General features: G+C 31.6%; 17 protein-coding genes. 1 reads left to right on the forward strand and 16 read right to left on the reverse strand.

Annotated elements, in window-relative coordinates; genetic code table 11:
- Positions 1-14: 14 nt before the first annotated feature.
- The 14 genes from E4O04_RS01300 to dnaN all read right to left on the reverse strand — a co-directional run bounded on the left by E4O04_RS01300 (position 15) and on the right by dnaN (position 11,629).
- On the reverse strand, positions 15-413 hold the full coding sequence (locus E4O04_RS01300) for a type II toxin-antitoxin system VapC family toxin (protein ID WP_253686178.1): 399 nt from the start codon (positions 411-413) through the stop codon (positions 15-17).
- On the reverse strand, positions 410-640 hold the full coding sequence (locus E4O04_RS01305) for a ribbon-helix-helix domain-containing protein (RefSeq protein WP_253709177.1): 231 nt from the start codon (positions 638-640) through the stop codon (positions 410-412). The genes E4O04_RS01300 and E4O04_RS01305 overlap by 4 nt, the downstream gene beginning before the upstream one ends.
- Before the next feature lie 268 nt (positions 641-908).
- Positions 909-1,682 (reverse strand): Fic family protein, encoded by a 774-nt coding sequence (locus tag E4O04_RS01310; protein WP_253686172.1) that lies wholly within the window; start codon positions 1,680-1,682, stop codon positions 909-911.
- A gap of 25 nt (positions 1,683-1,707) precedes the next feature.
- Positions 1,708-2,229 (reverse strand): GNAT family N-acetyltransferase, encoded by a 522-nt coding sequence (locus E4O04_RS01315; protein WP_253686170.1) that lies wholly within the window; start codon positions 2,227-2,229, stop codon positions 1,708-1,710.
- Positions 2,226-2,480, reverse strand: coding sequence for a type II toxin-antitoxin system TacA family antitoxin (locus E4O04_RS01320; protein WP_253686168.1), 255 nt, complete (start codon positions 2,478-2,480; stop codon positions 2,226-2,228). Before E4O04_RS01320 ends, E4O04_RS01315 begins: the two co-directional genes overlap by 4 nt.
- Positions 2,481-2,874: 394 nt before the next feature.
- On the reverse strand, positions 2,875-3,285 hold the full coding sequence (locus E4O04_RS01325) for a PIN domain-containing protein (RefSeq protein WP_253709180.1): 411 nt from the start codon (positions 3,283-3,285) through the stop codon (positions 2,875-2,877).
- The gene (locus E4O04_RS01330) at positions 3,282-3,551 is read right to left on the reverse strand and encodes a type II toxin-antitoxin system RelB/DinJ family antitoxin (RefSeq protein WP_253709183.1); all 270 of its coding nucleotides are present in this window, start codon (positions 3,549-3,551) and stop codon (positions 3,282-3,284) included. Before E4O04_RS01330 ends, E4O04_RS01325 begins: the two co-directional genes overlap by 4 nt.
- 195 nt (positions 3,552-3,746) lie before the next feature.
- Positions 3,747-4,049, reverse strand: coding sequence for a hypothetical protein (locus tag E4O04_RS01335; protein WP_253686164.1), 303 nt, complete (start codon positions 4,047-4,049; stop codon positions 3,747-3,749).
- Positions 4,050-4,051: 2 nt separating this feature from the next.
- Positions 4,052-4,348 (reverse strand): type II toxin-antitoxin system RelE/ParE family toxin, encoded by a 297-nt coding sequence (locus E4O04_RS01340; protein WP_253709185.1) that lies wholly within the window; start codon positions 4,346-4,348, stop codon positions 4,052-4,054.
- Between the two features lie 203 nt (positions 4,349-4,551).
- The gene (locus E4O04_RS01345; protein ID WP_253709188.1) at positions 4,552-5,520 is read right to left on the reverse strand and encodes a PD-(D/E)XK nuclease family protein; all 969 of its coding nucleotides are present in this window, start codon (positions 5,518-5,520) and stop codon (positions 4,552-4,554) included.
- Positions 5,521-6,083: 563 nt separating this feature from the next.
- Positions 6,084-8,510: a caspase family protein gene (locus E4O04_RS01350; protein ID WP_253709191.1), complete on the reverse strand. Its 2,427-nt coding sequence runs from the start codon at positions 8,508-8,510 to the stop codon at positions 6,084-6,086.
- Between the two features lie 88 nt (positions 8,511-8,598).
- The gene (locus E4O04_RS01355; protein WP_253709194.1) at positions 8,599-9,282 is read right to left on the reverse strand and encodes a hypothetical protein; all 684 of its coding nucleotides are present in this window, start codon (positions 9,280-9,282) and stop codon (positions 8,599-8,601) included.
- Positions 9,283-9,434: 152 nt separating this feature from the next.
- Positions 9,435-10,517 carry a DNA replication/repair protein RecF gene (locus E4O04_RS01360; protein WP_253709197.1) on the reverse strand — a complete coding sequence of 361 codons (1,083 nt, stop codon included), beginning with the start codon at positions 10,515-10,517 and terminating at the stop codon, positions 9,435-9,437.
- Positions 10,518-10,525: 8 nt separating this feature from the next.
- On the reverse strand, positions 10,526-11,629 hold the full coding sequence (dnaN, locus tag E4O04_RS01365; RefSeq protein WP_253709199.1) for a DNA polymerase III subunit beta: 1,104 nt from the start codon (positions 11,627-11,629) through the stop codon (positions 10,526-10,528).
- 280 nt (positions 11,630-11,909) lie between these two features.
- On the opposite strand from dnaN, the gene E4O04_RS01370 reads away from it, so the two are divergent.
- Positions 11,910-12,440: an O-acetyl-ADP-ribose deacetylase gene (locus E4O04_RS01370; RefSeq protein WP_253709202.1), complete on the forward strand. Its 531-nt coding sequence runs from the start codon at positions 11,910-11,912 to the stop codon at positions 12,438-12,440.
- Here the strand turns inward: E4O04_RS01370 and E4O04_RS01375 are convergent.
- On the reverse strand, positions 12,433-13,566 hold the full coding sequence (locus tag E4O04_RS01375; protein WP_253709205.1) for a Fic family protein: 1,134 nt from the start codon (positions 13,564-13,566) through the stop codon (positions 12,433-12,435). The two genes, E4O04_RS01370 and E4O04_RS01375, sit on opposite strands and share 8 nt — an antisense overlap.
- A 180-nt stretch (positions 13,567-13,746) precedes the next feature.
- A complete protein-coding gene (locus E4O04_RS01380; RefSeq protein WP_253709208.1) occupies positions 13,747-14,751 on the reverse strand; it encodes a virulence RhuM family protein in 1,005 nt (334 codons plus the stop codon).
- Positions 14,752-14,842 lie beyond the last annotated feature (91 nt).

Below are 14,842 nucleotides of genomic sequence, written 5' to 3' on the forward strand. Positions count from 1 at the left end.
AATACACTCTAATTTTAATTACAAACTTTTATCTTCATTTTTTTACAAATCTCAGCTAGGGCCGTATTATTAGTGATTAATGTACCGTCATTCCTTCGAGTTAAAACCAAATAGTACATATCATAAATTGAATGATTATTTTTGATTCCTTCAGATAAAGATTCTTTCCACAATGTATTTGCATCAATGAAATCATCCACCATATCAAGCCCGTCTTGTACATATTGAATACAATCTTCATATGTTATAAGTCCGGCTTTATAATACTTCCATAAAACATTTGTGATCTCGGCAACAAATAAATCAGGAGCTATAATCCAACCGGCTTTAGAATAAAGCTCGGAGAATAAGCTGCTCTTTTCCCGTTGAAAAAGTATTTCTATTGCAGCACTTACATCAAGAATTATAATCACCTGTCTCTGTCCTCTCTGATAAGTTCTACAGGATTTACGATTTTTATTTCATAAGAAACATCCCGGCTTTGAATCTTTTTTAGAATATTTTTTCGGCGTGAAATGTTTGATTCTTCTTGCCCCAAGGCTTTTTCAAGTAAAACAATGATTTGCTGTGCAATAGTTCTATTTTCATTTTTTGCGGCATAAGTAATTTTTTTATAAATATCTTCAGGACATTCCCGCACTTACAAAAGCGGCATATCGTACCTCCTGCATACAATATACATCATTTTGTATGATTTATCAATGGAAAAAGGCCGTTTTTAAGTTTATTAATTTCTTTTAAGCCTGTAAAATAATTATCTTCGATACGCACCATTCTTATTTATCATATTCTTTTAAATACATAACCGGATAAAAGAGTATGCATTATATCTTGCAATATAGGTATTATTTTTTCCTCGGATGTTTGTTTTAAGAGAACATCGATTTTTGTTTTTAGGTCTGAAAAGGTTATTTCCATATTATATTATTTTTTAATGTGTCTAAATATATTTCAAGACTTTCTTTTAAAGAAGCAATGAGGAGTTTTTTAAAAGGAATCTCATCATTGTTTTGCTGCCAATTTTCGATTGCATCTAAATATTCATTTCGCAGGCTTACCTTTATGACTGCAGGCGGAAAACCGTATCGGATGAGGATGAGGTTCATAATTAAGCGGGCTGTTCTGCCGTTTCCGTCGATAAAAGGATGAATGCTAACCAACTTTGTATGTGCTTCGGCAGCGATAAGTACAGGATGTTCTTCTTTTTTGGAAAAAAGCCAATTAAAATAGTTATCCATTTCATCAAGAATTTTAAGCGGATCACAGAATTTATGAATTGTGCCGTTTTTTAATCTAATATAAACGGGAACTTTTCTAAAAATGCCGGCATTTTCGGTATCGATGCCTTTTAGTATGAGATGATGAATATTTAAAATATCATTACGGGTAAAACCGCTTAAATTCTTCTTTGAAAGTTTTTCTATATAATCTATGGCTTCTTTATGATTAACGATTTCTAAGTGTTCCCGAGCGGATTTGCCTCCGATGGTTATACCTTCCAAAAGCACAATACGCGTTTCTTGAAGATTGTATGTATTTCCTTCTATCGCTGTAGAGTTATAGGTAAAATCAACATCAAACAATCTTTTGAGGTTTTGAAGCTGTTTAAGCGAAAGAGGCCGTAACAAATCCAATTCTGCCTTGAGTTTGTCGATCTCAAGCAGTTCCGATTTTAAGTCCATAGCCTATTATAACCTAAAAAATTATTTAAGAAAAGACGGGGAGGATTGCTTTTCTGATTGTATCAATCACCATGAAATAAGATAAATCCTCATCCATGAATTTTTGAAAACCGTAATGTTCATAAAAGTTTTTTGAAGTTTCTTTTGCATCTACTATTATCAAATAAAGGCCGGTTATATCTGCTACTTGAATAACCTTTATAAAAACTTGTGAAAGAAGCCATCCTCCTATTCCTTTCCCCTGTAACTCTTTATCAACAGCTAGCCTCGCAATTCTTAGTGCAGGAATTGGATATTTTGGTAATTTATCTCTATATTCATCCGGAATCTCTTGATAAGCGACTTGAGCTGTAGCTAAAGTAAAATAGCCTAAAATCCGGTTATTGGCATTCAGAGCAACAAAAGTTCTACCTATACCCAACTCCTCATTTTTTATTGCATATCGCGATAAAAACTCATTTAATTGCTCAATACCGCAATCAAATTTTTTAAGTAGAGATTTTTGCTGTATTTCTTTTATTGAAACTAATCTATAATCACTAATCATTGAAATAATCTTTTCAAAGCCTCATTAGGTTCCGGCGGATTATCTAAAGCAGCAATCATTAAATCTCGATCCCGATTAGAAAGTATAAGAGTTTCATTTTCTGTTAAATCTCTCTGTGCTTGTTTTAATGCAGTCGAAAGAATATATGAAGATAGAGAAATATGCTTAAGCTCAGAAGCTCTCTCAAGTATAGATTTTTGGTGGCTGCTGGCTCTCAAATCAATTCTAACATTTTTTAATGTAATTGCCATTTTCGTTACCTCCATATTAAATATATCATAATACCTGTAATTTGTACACACAATATGATATAAAATCAGGGCAAACGCATAATAGTTTTATCTTCGCAAAAAACATAGGCTGTTCAACCCGCCTTTCGCCGCTGTGCGGCTGCAAGAGAGGTATTCACAGCCCATTTTTTTGCTATTTTATTTACCCTCATGATGCGGTTGCCCTTTTTTGAAAAATATGCGAAATTTTGTTCAAAATTTCGCACAGTAAGGAAGGCAACCGCTTCAGAAACATTCCGGTGCGGTTGCACTGATTTATGAAGTTAATATTTTCGGTCTTTACTAAAATTGTATATCCAACTTTTTTTTCTTTTTTGTGCAGTCTTTAAGATACAAATTGATTAAATTTTGATAGTTATACCAAATCTTCTATAGCCCAATCCTCAATTAATAAACCTTCGACTCTTGAAAACTCCCCGACATTGTGTGTTATCAGTGTTCCGTTGTTTGCTAAAACTGTTGCTGCAATCATCATATCATTGGGACCGATTATCACACCATTTGAAGATAAAATTTTTCTTAATTTTCCGTATTCTACCGATGCTTTTTTATCAAAAACTGCTGTCGGATATAAATCCAAAAACGGTTTATAAACTGAAATTGTTTTTTCATAATCATTGGAATTTCTTGCTCCATACTCAAGCTCGGCAAGCACAACAGACGGAATGACTATATATTTTTCATGTTCTTCCAGTTTTTCTCCAATCTTACGAAATTTTCCCTTTATAAAATAGATTACAATATTTGAATCTAAAAAATACTTCACATTGCCTCCAATTTTGTATCAGCAGAGAAATCTGGTTCATTGGGTATATTCATTTCGATATCTTTACCGCTTCCAAAATATTGCCAGATATTTTTTTTATTTGTATCATCTCTAAGATCGAAAGGAAGTCCATTAACTGCAACCGTTTTTTTCATAAAAATTCTGATGGCTGTCGGTAAATCGAGTCCGTAATGCTTATAGATATTAGTAACTTCATCTTTTAGAGCTTCATCAACTCTGAATTGAACAAGCGTTGTATTTGCCATTATTGACTCCTTTTAAGTATTCGGTATTCATACATTTGTATTAATATTATATATTTAAATAAGCAATTTTTCAAGATTATAAATCCACCAACAAGAAATAAAAAGATGAAACTTGGAATTATTGTTCCATTTTTGATCTGAAAATCAATTGTAACTAAAAAACTATTTTATACACTTTTATAAAGATTTGTTTCACTATTCTGTAATCCGATTTTGTTTCATAACCTTTTTATAGTCAAAGTTATGTTCACGTGCATAGCTGATAAATTCTTTTTCTTCTTCCGTTACTCTAATTTGAAATTTTAAGGGAGAGCCTAGCTTTTGTTTTCTACCGGCTCCGGGTCTTTTACCTCCATGCCCAAAATGAACTTCATAATAATTATCACCTGACAATTCTTTATATTCCGCCTCAGATATGATTTTTTCATCAAATTCTACCTGTGATTTTAACTTTTTAGCGACAAATCCTTCCATATCTTTTACAAAAACATAATCCATATCTATTCTCCTTTCAATCTAGTTTTAGCAAGCTTTATTAAATCATCAGGTGCTTTACGGCTTTTTTTTACATATATTAATCCTATAAGAATAATAGCATTTTCCTTATATTTAAACAAAGCTCTAATATCATTACTTTTAATTTCAAAAATACCTTTTTGTAAAAATCTACGTTTTACGAATTCTATACCGATAGTTTCAATAATTTCAAAATCTCTATCCAATATTTTTCTTTGAGTGTCTGTTAATTCCAAATATTCTTTTTCTGCTTCAGGAATTTTCTCTACCTTAAATTTCATATTATAATTATACAATATTTATCTTGATTTTGTCAACAAATTCATTTTTTTAAAGATTAAGTCAGGTGTTAATTTATTTAATATTATCAAAAGAATTTTATTAACTTGTTACCACAGAATTAATCGTAAAATTTGATTCGTTATCCATACCATAGGAATCGGTATGACAGGTCTTTAATCTGTAAATGGATTTAAAAACTATGTTAGGCGTTCATTTGTTTATTAATATCATTTAACCAATTTTTAACATTTTGAATTTGTTTTTCACGAGAATAATCGTGTGCAAGAATTTCTTCGTCTAAATTTAAGTTACCTATGATTATGTTATTATAATAGTCTTTTTCTTTCTTAAAACAAATTTTTTCGTAATCTTTTACTGAATGTTGTAAAACTTCAAAAAGAATTTTAGACATAAAAGATTTTTCATTTGGAATTACACCAAACCAAAAGTGTGCTTTATTATCTTCATTGTTCTTTTTATTTACATACCAGCCATTTCCATCTGCATAAATATATCCTTTTTCATCCAAAATATAAGTACCATTAAGCTCAGATTCTTCAAAAGCCTGCCTCAAAATATCGTTAAAATTGTTTTGCTCACTTTTTATCCTTGAAATATCAAATTTTAATGCTTGAAATCCTTCCATATCATTATCCTCTATAAATTCTCTAAATTGCACAGCCAACTCATCTCGCGATTGAGTTAGAATTTTATAAATATCTGACCATTTCTTTTGATGATCTGAGTTTATACTTTCCGTTAATAAGTTAAATTTAGTCAAACTATAGACTTCACAATTTGGTCTTTCATTTTTTAAGAGGTTATAATCATCTAACTGATCTTTGCAACCTATGTTTGATTCATGTAGACCAGAATCTACTTTAACTTCAATAAAAACATGTTTGTCATTATCTACTGTAATATGTATATCTGGTATTAACTTACAATTTTGGTTATTATTTTTAACGTAATATGCAACTTGTGTTTCAATATTAATTTCTTTACTTTCATTAATGCCAAAAAGCTGTAATATTTTGTCACCTATCCTTTTGTCGCACTCAAGAAGATGCTCAATTAACCAAACTAAAGCTTCTGTACAAAAATTTTCCAATGGTGTAACAAACTCTGTCATTTTATACTTACATAGTTGAATAAATAAGTTATGTTTCATATTCTTTCTCCAATCCAATTTTAAATTCATTAGATTTTGTATGATAGTACCAGATAGCATAATCTACCTAACAGTTTCCCTATCATATATTTAATAAAAATGGACTTTTATTTAGTATCCGAAAAATCAAATTTTTTGCTGTTTTTTTATACCAATCATATGTACTATTGCTAATATTAGAATGTATTCTTGCTATTGGAAATTCTATTATGTCTTTTTTATTAGCTAAAAGTTGATTATTTTTCAATTCTTTTAACAAATAATTACGCATCGGATCTTTATCACTTCTTATAGCTAAGACTAGATTATTAATTAAACTCACTTCTTTTTTACACTCATCAATAAAATTTATTAAATTATCTATTTGTTGTTTCTGGTCAGAAGACGAATTGCGTATAAAATAGTTTCCATTCTTGTCTTGAGCTAAAGCTAAATAATCTTTTCCGTCTTCTCCATTAGGCTATTCTTTTATTATATTAAGCATAGGTTTAATTGAACAAAACAAACTTGTTTTTCCCGCATTGCTATGACCACCAATAAATAAAACATTCATTTTTTCATCTCTACTTTGCAATTATATAATTTTTCATCCCATCCGGTATTAATATCTCAGGATGTTGTCTAATACGCCCTCTTCCACCAAATTTACTTAGCTGTTTAACTTCATCGTATACATAATTTGATAAATCGAGCAAACAAATATCATTATTTTTATTTTCTTTAACACAAGAAACGATTGAATGTGTAAAATGTCCACCTACATCTTCAGATTCTTGTGCATACTCATATTCTCTTGCAGCTGTAAATATTGCAGTACTTCTATTCTTTAATGTTCTCACTACAATATTATTGTCAATGCCACCAGACTGGCAGGTATCAATAAGTATAAGTTTTCTTCCATGAATATTTGTTACTTGCAAGATATCATTAACATTCAAGCAACCATTCAAATTTGGATGCAAACCATCCAAATCCACAAACACATCTTTTGGCAAAATGTAAAAACTTCCATTGACTGAAATGCCATGGGCTGCAACGAAAAATACAGCAATATCATTAGGGGCCATTTTTTCAAAAAAAGCCATATTTTCTTTTATGGTCTGTTTGGTAGGTTTTAGAGCAGAATCATCCGAAAGTTGTAATACATGTATTTTATTATATGTTTTTCCTTTTTGAGACTTAAATATTTCTATAATTTTATTTGAATCAGAAACAGCATTTTTTAAGTCTATCAATCCGCTGCCATTATTTGGTCTATTCTTGGGTAAACTATCATAGTCATTGATTCCAATTGCATATATCCACAAATCGGGCTTTGTTTTATGTGTCATTTCATTAGATGTCAAATTTATTGTCTGCATTCCATAACATGCTTCATTATCTGCAAGCACTTCAATAAGATTTTCACCATGTTCTAAGTCAACCTCTATTTCAAAATTCAAGAAATTTGAAGCTTTGTCTTTGGGTACAATTGATGTATCTGATACTGCTATTTTTTTACCTTTTGCTTTTGACAATTCAGAAAAACTAAGCATTCTGCCATTGATAAAGATTTGAACAGAATCTAATGGATACTTCAAAGCAGGATCTAAGACAGTAACTGATAATTTTGCAACTGTGCCTGTTAATTTCTCTTCTACTTTTACAATTGGAGGAGCTACACTCAATTTTAAGTCCCCAAAGTACCTTACTATGTTAGGGTCTTTCTCTCCTCTACTTCTAGCTTCCAACACTTCTGGATGATAATAAGCTTTGCTAAACTGATTCAATCCGAACGTATTTAATCCGTATCTAACATTTAAGTGTTCATCTCCATGTATAGAAGCATTGTAATAGCCATCAGGAGTCAGACTAATCCATTCACCGTCATCAAAATAAGAAGTTTTATAAATATAATCTAAAACATCTTTTTTTTCATCTTTTTTTGAAAGATTAGTGTTATATATTCTAACAGTCCTATCGCTACACCCAAATACAATATACTTCATATCTGAAGAAAACGAATAAATCTTTAAAAGATCAGAAGGAACTTGTTTACCATTGACTTGAAAAACTTCTTCGCCAAAATTATCTACATCTAAGCTATAAATTACTGCTCCTGATGATAAATATTTTTCGTCATCAGTCAATGTATACCACCCATCAGTAAATGGATACCAGCCTTGATTTTTAGATGTAATTTCTCGATAAGTATGTGCATCCCATATATCACCTTTTTCATTAATAAGAAATTTACCATCTGGTGTAAATATAAATAACATACCAAAATTTTTTCTTGGTATAGCTTTTATTTTATTTCCATTAAAATCAAAAACTTCCACCGTATCTGGTAAAAATGAAATCACTATATTTTGTAATGATCTATTCACTGCAATATCATAAATTTCTGTTCCATTTATATTATATTTAAATCTTGACAAATAAGCTCGTTTATCAATATCATAGGTGCATATTTCAACTTCGGAATAATATTTTCCAAAAACCCACTCTGAAATTTTTGTAGGCATAAGAAACACACAAATATTCGAATTACTTACAAATAACTCGGGTTGAGGTTTTAGGTAATTATTAAAAACTTTTTGCTTAAATACAACTTTCATATTATCTAATTCAAAAATAACTAAATAAGCATTTTTTAGATCAATAGAAACATCGCCAGAGGGATTTCCCGAAATTATGCCTAAGTATTTTTTGTCAAATGAAATCTCAATATGCATTACAATATGATTAGTCATATTTGCTTCTTCAAAAAAAGACTCTATACTGTCAAATAATGTATGAACACTTCCTGTAACTAATTCAATCTTATGAAGCCCATTCGTACCAAAAGATGTCAAAATATATTTATTATCAGGAGTAAAAGTTACAGGATTTTTTTTTACTTTTATATTAGAATCTGAATAAATCTTAATTTCTTCAGCGCAAAGTAGTAACATATTCAAAAACAATAAAAAAATAACACACAAAGCCTTTAATTTTCTGCTAGTCATAAAAACACCCCCTCACAGAATTTAGATGATTTTTTAAGGAGGCTCTAAAACCCAATTTGTGTAGAGACACTCCTTAAAAAGTATATTTCTAGTTTGTATAAACCTCAAAAGTGGCATTATATTTTGCATTGTTTTTTATGATAACTCTAAAAGTGCCTGTCCATTTAGGAAAAAATGAACAATAAGCACCTTCTATAGCTCTCTCATCGTACACAATCAAATTTCCATTTTCATCATAAACATATAAGTCTAAATCAGCACCATCCATTGAGTGAACAGCAACTTCTGCAGGTCTTCCTCCATCAAAATACCAATCATAATATGTAGTTCCTCCATTAGCATAAGCAAAACTAGCTGAATATAAAGCACCACCACTTGCTCCTCTAGTAACAGTTTTTAAAGATTTTTCTATATCATCAGCCCATGCTAACATAGTTTTATCTTTACCAGCAAATTTTCTAGCATCTTTTACTAGTTCATTGGGAATAAAATTCTTTTTTGCTACATTAGCATCTTTTCCTTTTTTCCCTTCTTGTTTAGCTGTTACTTTTGCAGGTTGCTTAGGAATTTGTGCTAAAATTTCAGCTGCTTGTAATAATGCTGAAGCTGATTCATTCGAATATCCATAATCTGCCAGCTCATAAGCTAATTGTAATGTCTTTATGTCACTATTCTCAATAACAACATCCTTTACTCCTTTAGGACCAACTTGACCAAATACCATTATTCCTAAAAATAATAGATTTACAAAAACTATTAACATTTTTTTCATAAAATCCTCCTACGATTTTATTTTTTAGTTTAAATAAATGTTACAGATTCATTTAACACAAATTTATTGGTAAATGATTAATTATTCTTATAACATTATTTATATATCATATCCCAAAACTAAATTTTTTACAATCCATATTTTAGAGATTTCTACTCCCTCTCCACACTAAACTTTCCATCTTCAACAAAAAATATTTTAGTTTTTTCTTTTTGGTAGTTTTTGTAGGGTTCGCCGGGGAGGAAGGTGCAAAAGAGTTGTTCGTAAGGGGGGAGGAGTTCCATGAATTTTTGGCGTTTTTCGGGGTCGAGTTCTAAAAGAATATCGTCCATTAAAAAAATAGGCTTTCGGCCGGTTTTTTCGGAATAGATTTTGGCTTGAATCATTCTTAAAACAAGGGAGATAAGCCTCCTTTGGCCGTTTGAGGCTCTTTCGGTAAAGGGCTTTTTATCCTTTATAAAATGAATGCGGTCGCGGTGAGGCCCTGCAGAGCTTGTTCTATCGATTAAATCGTTCTGGCGTTTTTCGGCAAGCAAAATGAGCAAATCTTCTTCAGTCTCTACCTTAACGGAGGGACGATAAACCATTTCTACACCGGAAACGCCGCTTATATCCTCGTAAATTGAAGAAAAATGCTTTGAATACTCATCTACGATATTCTTTCTTTCATTTGTGATTAAAAGAGCAAGGGAAGCAAAAATTTCGTCTATAGAATCTAAAAGAGAAGCCTTTTTTTGCTCCAATATTACATTTCGTGATTTTAAGGCCTTTGAATATCTTACTAAGGTTTCTATAAAGTCGGAATTACAAAGCGAAACCGATTGATCTATAAAAAACCTCTTTCGGGAAGGGGTTCCGACAGCAAATTCTATATCGTCTCCATGAAAAAGGATACAGGGAATCGTACTTATCAATTCCTTGGAATTTTTAATCTTTTTAAAATTCTTTTGAATGTCTTTTTTTTTATCTTGAATTATTATCGAAATTGTATGGCTTATTTGATCGGTTTCTTTATAAAGAGCCCTTACGCTGAACTCCTTTTCGTCCCTTGTACATATTTGAGCTAAAGAGCGGGTTCTAAAAGAAGTTCCATAGGAAGAAACATAGAGAGCTTCCAAAAAATTAGTCTTCCCCTGTCCGTTTTTTCCTACCAAAAAAACTTCGGGGGAAGAAATATCTACTGTGGCATTTTCCAGATTTCTAAAATTATAGAAAGAGGCGGAAAGAAAGGGCACTTAGAACCTTACTCCGTCTGCATCGGCATTATTATATGGAAAAAGTCTTCTTCCGGTTCAGGCTTCAAGGTAATAGCCTTCATAGCTTCGGTAAATTCTACCTTTATTCTGTCCGAACTTATGGTTTTCAATGGGTCTTCGATATAAACATAGTTTAAGGCAAGCATAACCTCTTGGCCGTCATATTTACAAGGAATTTCTTCACGTGCGCTTCCTATTTCGTTTTCTTGAGAAGAAATTATAAGAGAACCGGGAAGAATGTTTAAAAAGATTCTTCTTGTTTTTAATTCTACCAAAAGAGAAACACGCTTTAAGGCTTCGATAAATTCGGTTCTTGAAACTTCAAAAGAAAGGTTTTGATTTTCAGGGATTACCCTTTCGTAGTTCGGGAATTGGCCGTCAATCAAAACGGAGGAGAATTTATAAGAATTAAAGTTAAAGAATATGTTTTTTTCGCCTATTCCTACTTCTATATTTCCTTCATCGGATGCTCTTTTATTGATGATGTTTAAAATTTTAGGAGGAACAATTACTCCTTTAAATTCGGGGATAGGGATTCCGAAATTTTTCTTAATATGAGCAAGGCGTCTTCCATCAGTTGCAACAAAGAATAAAGAATCTTCTTTGTTTTCAATATAAACACCGTTCATAAAATAACGAGTTTCATCATCTGAAACCGAAAAAATAGTTTGATGAATCATTTCTTTAAATTCTTTTGTAGGAATATTAAAGAAGTTTACATTTGTAGGTTCTGTAAATGCAGGGAAGTCGTTTTCCGGTATTGTTTTAAGCTGGAATTTAGCCTTTTTTACTACCGATTTTATTGTGAGCTTTTGATCTTTTTGTTCTATTTCTACTTCACCTGAGGGCAAGGATGAAAGAATACCGGCGAATTTATCGCAAAAAACTGTTGTTGAGCCTTCTTCAATGATATTTACGGGTATCTTTGTTTCAAAGCTTACCTTTATATCGGTTGCTTTTATTGTAAGGCTTCCATCTTTAACGGATAACAATACGTTTGAAAGGATCGTAAGGGCTGTTTTTGTAGCGATAATTTCCTGAGCGATAGAGATTTCTTTTAAAAGAGCGTCTCTGTCAAAACTTATTTTCATATTTTTTCTCCTTGTTTTATAATATCTATATTATAATATTAGTAGTTATAGTAGTAAGCCTTGTGAATTTGTTGATAAGCTGCTTAATTCTATATTGAATATAGAGTTATAATATTTATAAGTCCGTAAAATTATAAACATTTTATTACTGGTTATACAGCGGTAAAAGAATTATCCACAAAACCGAACTATATATTAACATATATTCTAAAAAAAATACAGAGGTTATACACTCAAAATGGAGTGTTTTATTTTGATTTTTTGTGTTATAATCTAATTTATGGAAAATACAAGTATTTTATCTATAGAAATAATTAATGCCGACATTACAAAATTAAGGGTTGATGCTATTGTAAACGCTGCAAATACTACTCTTTTAGGCGGAAGTGGGGTTGACGGGGCTATTCATGCCGCTGCTGGTCCTGAATTATTGGAAGAATGTAGAAAATTAAAGGGCTGTAAGACAGGGGAAGCTAAGATAACAAAGGCTTATAAACTTCCTTCAAAATATGTTATCCATACCCCGGGACCAGTCTATGAAGGCGGAAAAAACGGAGAGGCTGAACTTTTAGCTAGTTCTTATAGATCATGCTTAAATTTGGCTCTTGAATACGGCTGTAAGTCCATAGCCTTTCCCTGTATAAGTACAGGAGTTTACGGTTATCCTAAGAAAGAAGCTGCAAAAATTGCCTTAAAAGAAATTTCCGTCTTTTTAAAAGAGCATAAGAATATGAAGGTTTTTATCGTTTGCTTTGGAAAGGAAAACGAGGAGATTTATAGAAGAGTGATGGAAAAAAGCTATTCTACATAAAAAGTTTAACATATTTATCAAAAACAAATATTCTATTTCGTGAATAACCGGTCCGCTCTTTTAGTATATTTAGTTCAATAAAAGCATTTATCAAGCTATTGGCTGTCTTGGCGGTAATTTTCATTTCTTTTTGTAGAGAAGCACTTGTTATGACGGGACTATGAAAAAGGAGATATAAAAATTCGTTTGCGGTTTTAGTGCGTTTTCCAAGAGAAACTAATTTGTTTTTTTCCAAATCGGTTTTTAAGTCAATTATTTTCTTTAATGCTTGGGCCGAATTTTCGGCAGTTTGACTTACTCCTTCTAAAAAATACTTTATCCATTGAGGGAGATTATTTTTTGTACGGACAAAAGTGAGGTTATCATAATAAAGGGTTTTATTTTTTTCAAAAAAATCGGAAATATACAAAAGAGGTTTTTGTAGAACCTTGCTGTGTACCAAATAAAGACTTATTAAAAGTCTTCCGATTCTGCCGTTTCCGCCTAAAAAAGGATGTATAGTTTCAAACTGGTAATGAGCTATTGCAATGCGTATTAAGTGAGGAATGTTGATATTGTTGTTGTTTAAAAAAAGCTCAAAATCCGACAAAAGATCCGGAAGTTCTTCATGTGAAGGAGGAATAAAAACTGCATCTGAAAGAGTTGTTCCGCCTATCCAATTTTGAGAAATTCGGAATTCTCCCGGACTTTTATGTTCTCCTCTTCCTGTTGAAAGTAATATTTTATGTGTATTTTTAATCAATCGATTTGAAAGCGGTAATTTTTCAAGCTCCTGTATTGCATTATTCATGGCTTTTACATAATTATGAACTTCCTGCCAATCATCTCTTTTTTCAGGGTCCAAATTATTCTGTTCATTTAAAGCTTCTTCAATATTTGTACGAGTTCCTTCAATACGGTTCGATATAACAGATTCTTTAAAAATATGCATTATGATAAACATATCTGCATCCGGAACCAAAGATGAAAAAGAATTTAATGCACCTAAATGAAAAGAAGCTTTTTCTAAAAGAGTGTTGATAGAGGGATCTTCCCATGAAAAATCATGATTTATTTTTTCAGGCATAAAATATTGATATTTATATCCTTGTTTTAAGCAGCCAGATTTAAAGTCTTTTATATCCATTTTTTCTCCTAATAGGCTCATTTTAACATAAATTTACCAAAATAACAAGTTATAATTTACTTTAAGCCATTAAAGTAAATTATAAATCTTCATAATTTACTTTAATGATGATTTTTGTATGTAAGTTGTAAAACTATCAAGTATGTTTACTATTTTTTATTGTGTTTTTAAGAAATTTTTTTAATGTTTTTCCGTTTCGCCTTTTTTAGCAAGGTTTTCAAGCCGTTTCAATTCATTTAGATAATCTTTTTCCGCCCGGCTCAAGGTTTTCATCGAATATTTTTTATACTCTGTTTCTACTTTATTTTCCATCTGTGGTCTAGAGACTGTTCCACTGCCGGTTAAAAGATTCTCCCCTGCAGCTTCAAGTATTTTATCTACATGCTCTATCCAATCTTTCATTGTCATAGGAATTTCTTTTTCTGCTTGCCTTTCGGCAAAATCCAGATATCCCGATACCAAATTATTTAAGCCTTTAAGCTCTTTTTCTGTCAAGTAGTTTTTTGCCGTTTTTGCTTCCTTTAAAGTGGGAAGTTCTCCTTTAAAAACCGTAAGCCCCATAAATTCTTTTTCGCTATCTACGCGGCCGTAAATTAATTCGGCTGCCGTGTGATTGTGTATTGCATAATGCATCTTGTTTTGTACAGTTGCAAAGAATAATTTGGCCTCTTCGGTATTAGCATTATAGTCGACACTCGTTGCAAATAAATCCAAGACCTGTCGGTAAAAAACCTTTTCGCTTGAACGGATATCCCTGATTCTGTCTAAAAGCTCTTTGAAATAATTGCCGCCTCCGAGGTCTTTGAGCCTGTCATCGTCCATGGCAAAGCCTTTAATGATGTATTCTTTTAAAATCGTTGTTGCGTAGTTTCTGAATTGTACACCCCGAACCGACCGCACCCGATAGCCTATCGCTAAAATCATATCGAGGGAGTAATAGGCAATTTTTCTTTGAATAGTTCTCTGTCCTTCGTTTTGAACTGTCAACTTATAGTTGACAGTTGAAGCTTCGTACAGTTCGCCATCGTCAAAAATTGCTTTGATATGTTTGCTTATATTCTGCTTTGTAGTTTGAAAAAGCTCCGCAATCTCCGCTTGACTCAGCCATACAGTACCATGCTCTTTTTGCAGATTTATCTTTGCCTTTCCGTCTTCGGTAGTGTAAATGATTATTTCTTTATTCATCTTCGAGCTCCTTTACGATTTTGTTTATGGCAGATCTTCGTTAATCTTACAATAAATTTAAGAGATTTCCAAGCATTGACAATAACATTTC

Origin of the sequence: Treponema sp. OMZ 799 (genome assembly GCF_024181365.1) — a bacterium.
In the GTDB taxonomy this organism is placed as follows: domain Bacteria; phylum Spirochaetota; class Spirochaetia; order Treponematales; family Treponemataceae; genus Treponema_B.

Excerpts from the sequence above, each read along its gene's own strand:
- E4O04_RS01370 (WP_253709202.1), top strand. The coding sequence starts at position 11,910 with ATGGAAAATACAAGTATTTTATCTATAGAAATAATTAATGCCGACATT.
- E4O04_RS01380 (WP_253709208.1), bottom strand. The coding sequence starts at position 14,751 with ATGAATAAAGAAATAATCATTTACACTACCGAAGACGGAAAGGCAAAG.
- E4O04_RS01310 (WP_253686172.1), bottom strand. The coding sequence starts at position 1,682 with ATGGACTTAAAATCGGAACTGCTTGAGATCGACAAACTCAAGGCAGAA.
- E4O04_RS01320 (WP_253686168.1), bottom strand. The coding sequence starts at position 2,480 with ATGGCAATTACATTAAAAAATGTTAGAATTGATTTGAGAGCCAGCAGC.
- E4O04_RS01355 (WP_253709194.1), bottom strand. The coding sequence starts at position 9,282 with ATGAAAAAAATGTTAATAGTTTTTGTAAATCTATTATTTTTAGGAATA.
- dnaN (WP_253709199.1), bottom strand. The coding sequence starts at position 11,629 with ATGAAAATAAGTTTTGACAGAGACGCTCTTTTAAAAGAAATCTCTATC.
- E4O04_RS01345 (WP_253709188.1), bottom strand. The coding sequence starts at position 5,520 with ATGAAACATAACTTATTTATTCAACTATGTAAGTATAAAATGACAGAG.
- E4O04_RS01340 (WP_253709185.1), bottom strand. The coding sequence starts at position 4,348 with ATGAAATTTAAGGTAGAGAAAATTCCTGAAGCAGAAAAAGAATATTTG.
- E4O04_RS01335 (WP_253686164.1), bottom strand. The coding sequence starts at position 4,049 with ATGGATTATGTTTTTGTAAAAGATATGGAAGGATTTGTCGCTAAAAAG.
- E4O04_RS01375 (WP_253709205.1), bottom strand. The coding sequence starts at position 13,566 with ATGGATATAAAAGACTTTAAATCTGGCTGCTTAAAACAAGGATATAAA.
- E4O04_RS01315 (WP_253686170.1), bottom strand. The coding sequence starts at position 2,229 with ATGATTAGTGATTATAGATTAGTTTCAATAAAAGAAATACAGCAAAAA.
- E4O04_RS01350 (WP_253709191.1), bottom strand. The coding sequence starts at position 8,510 with ATGACTAGCAGAAAATTAAAGGCTTTGTGTGTTATTTTTTTATTGTTT.
- E4O04_RS01330 (WP_253709183.1), bottom strand. The coding sequence starts at position 3,551 with ATGGCAAATACAACGCTTGTTCAATTCAGAGTTGATGAAGCTCTAAAA.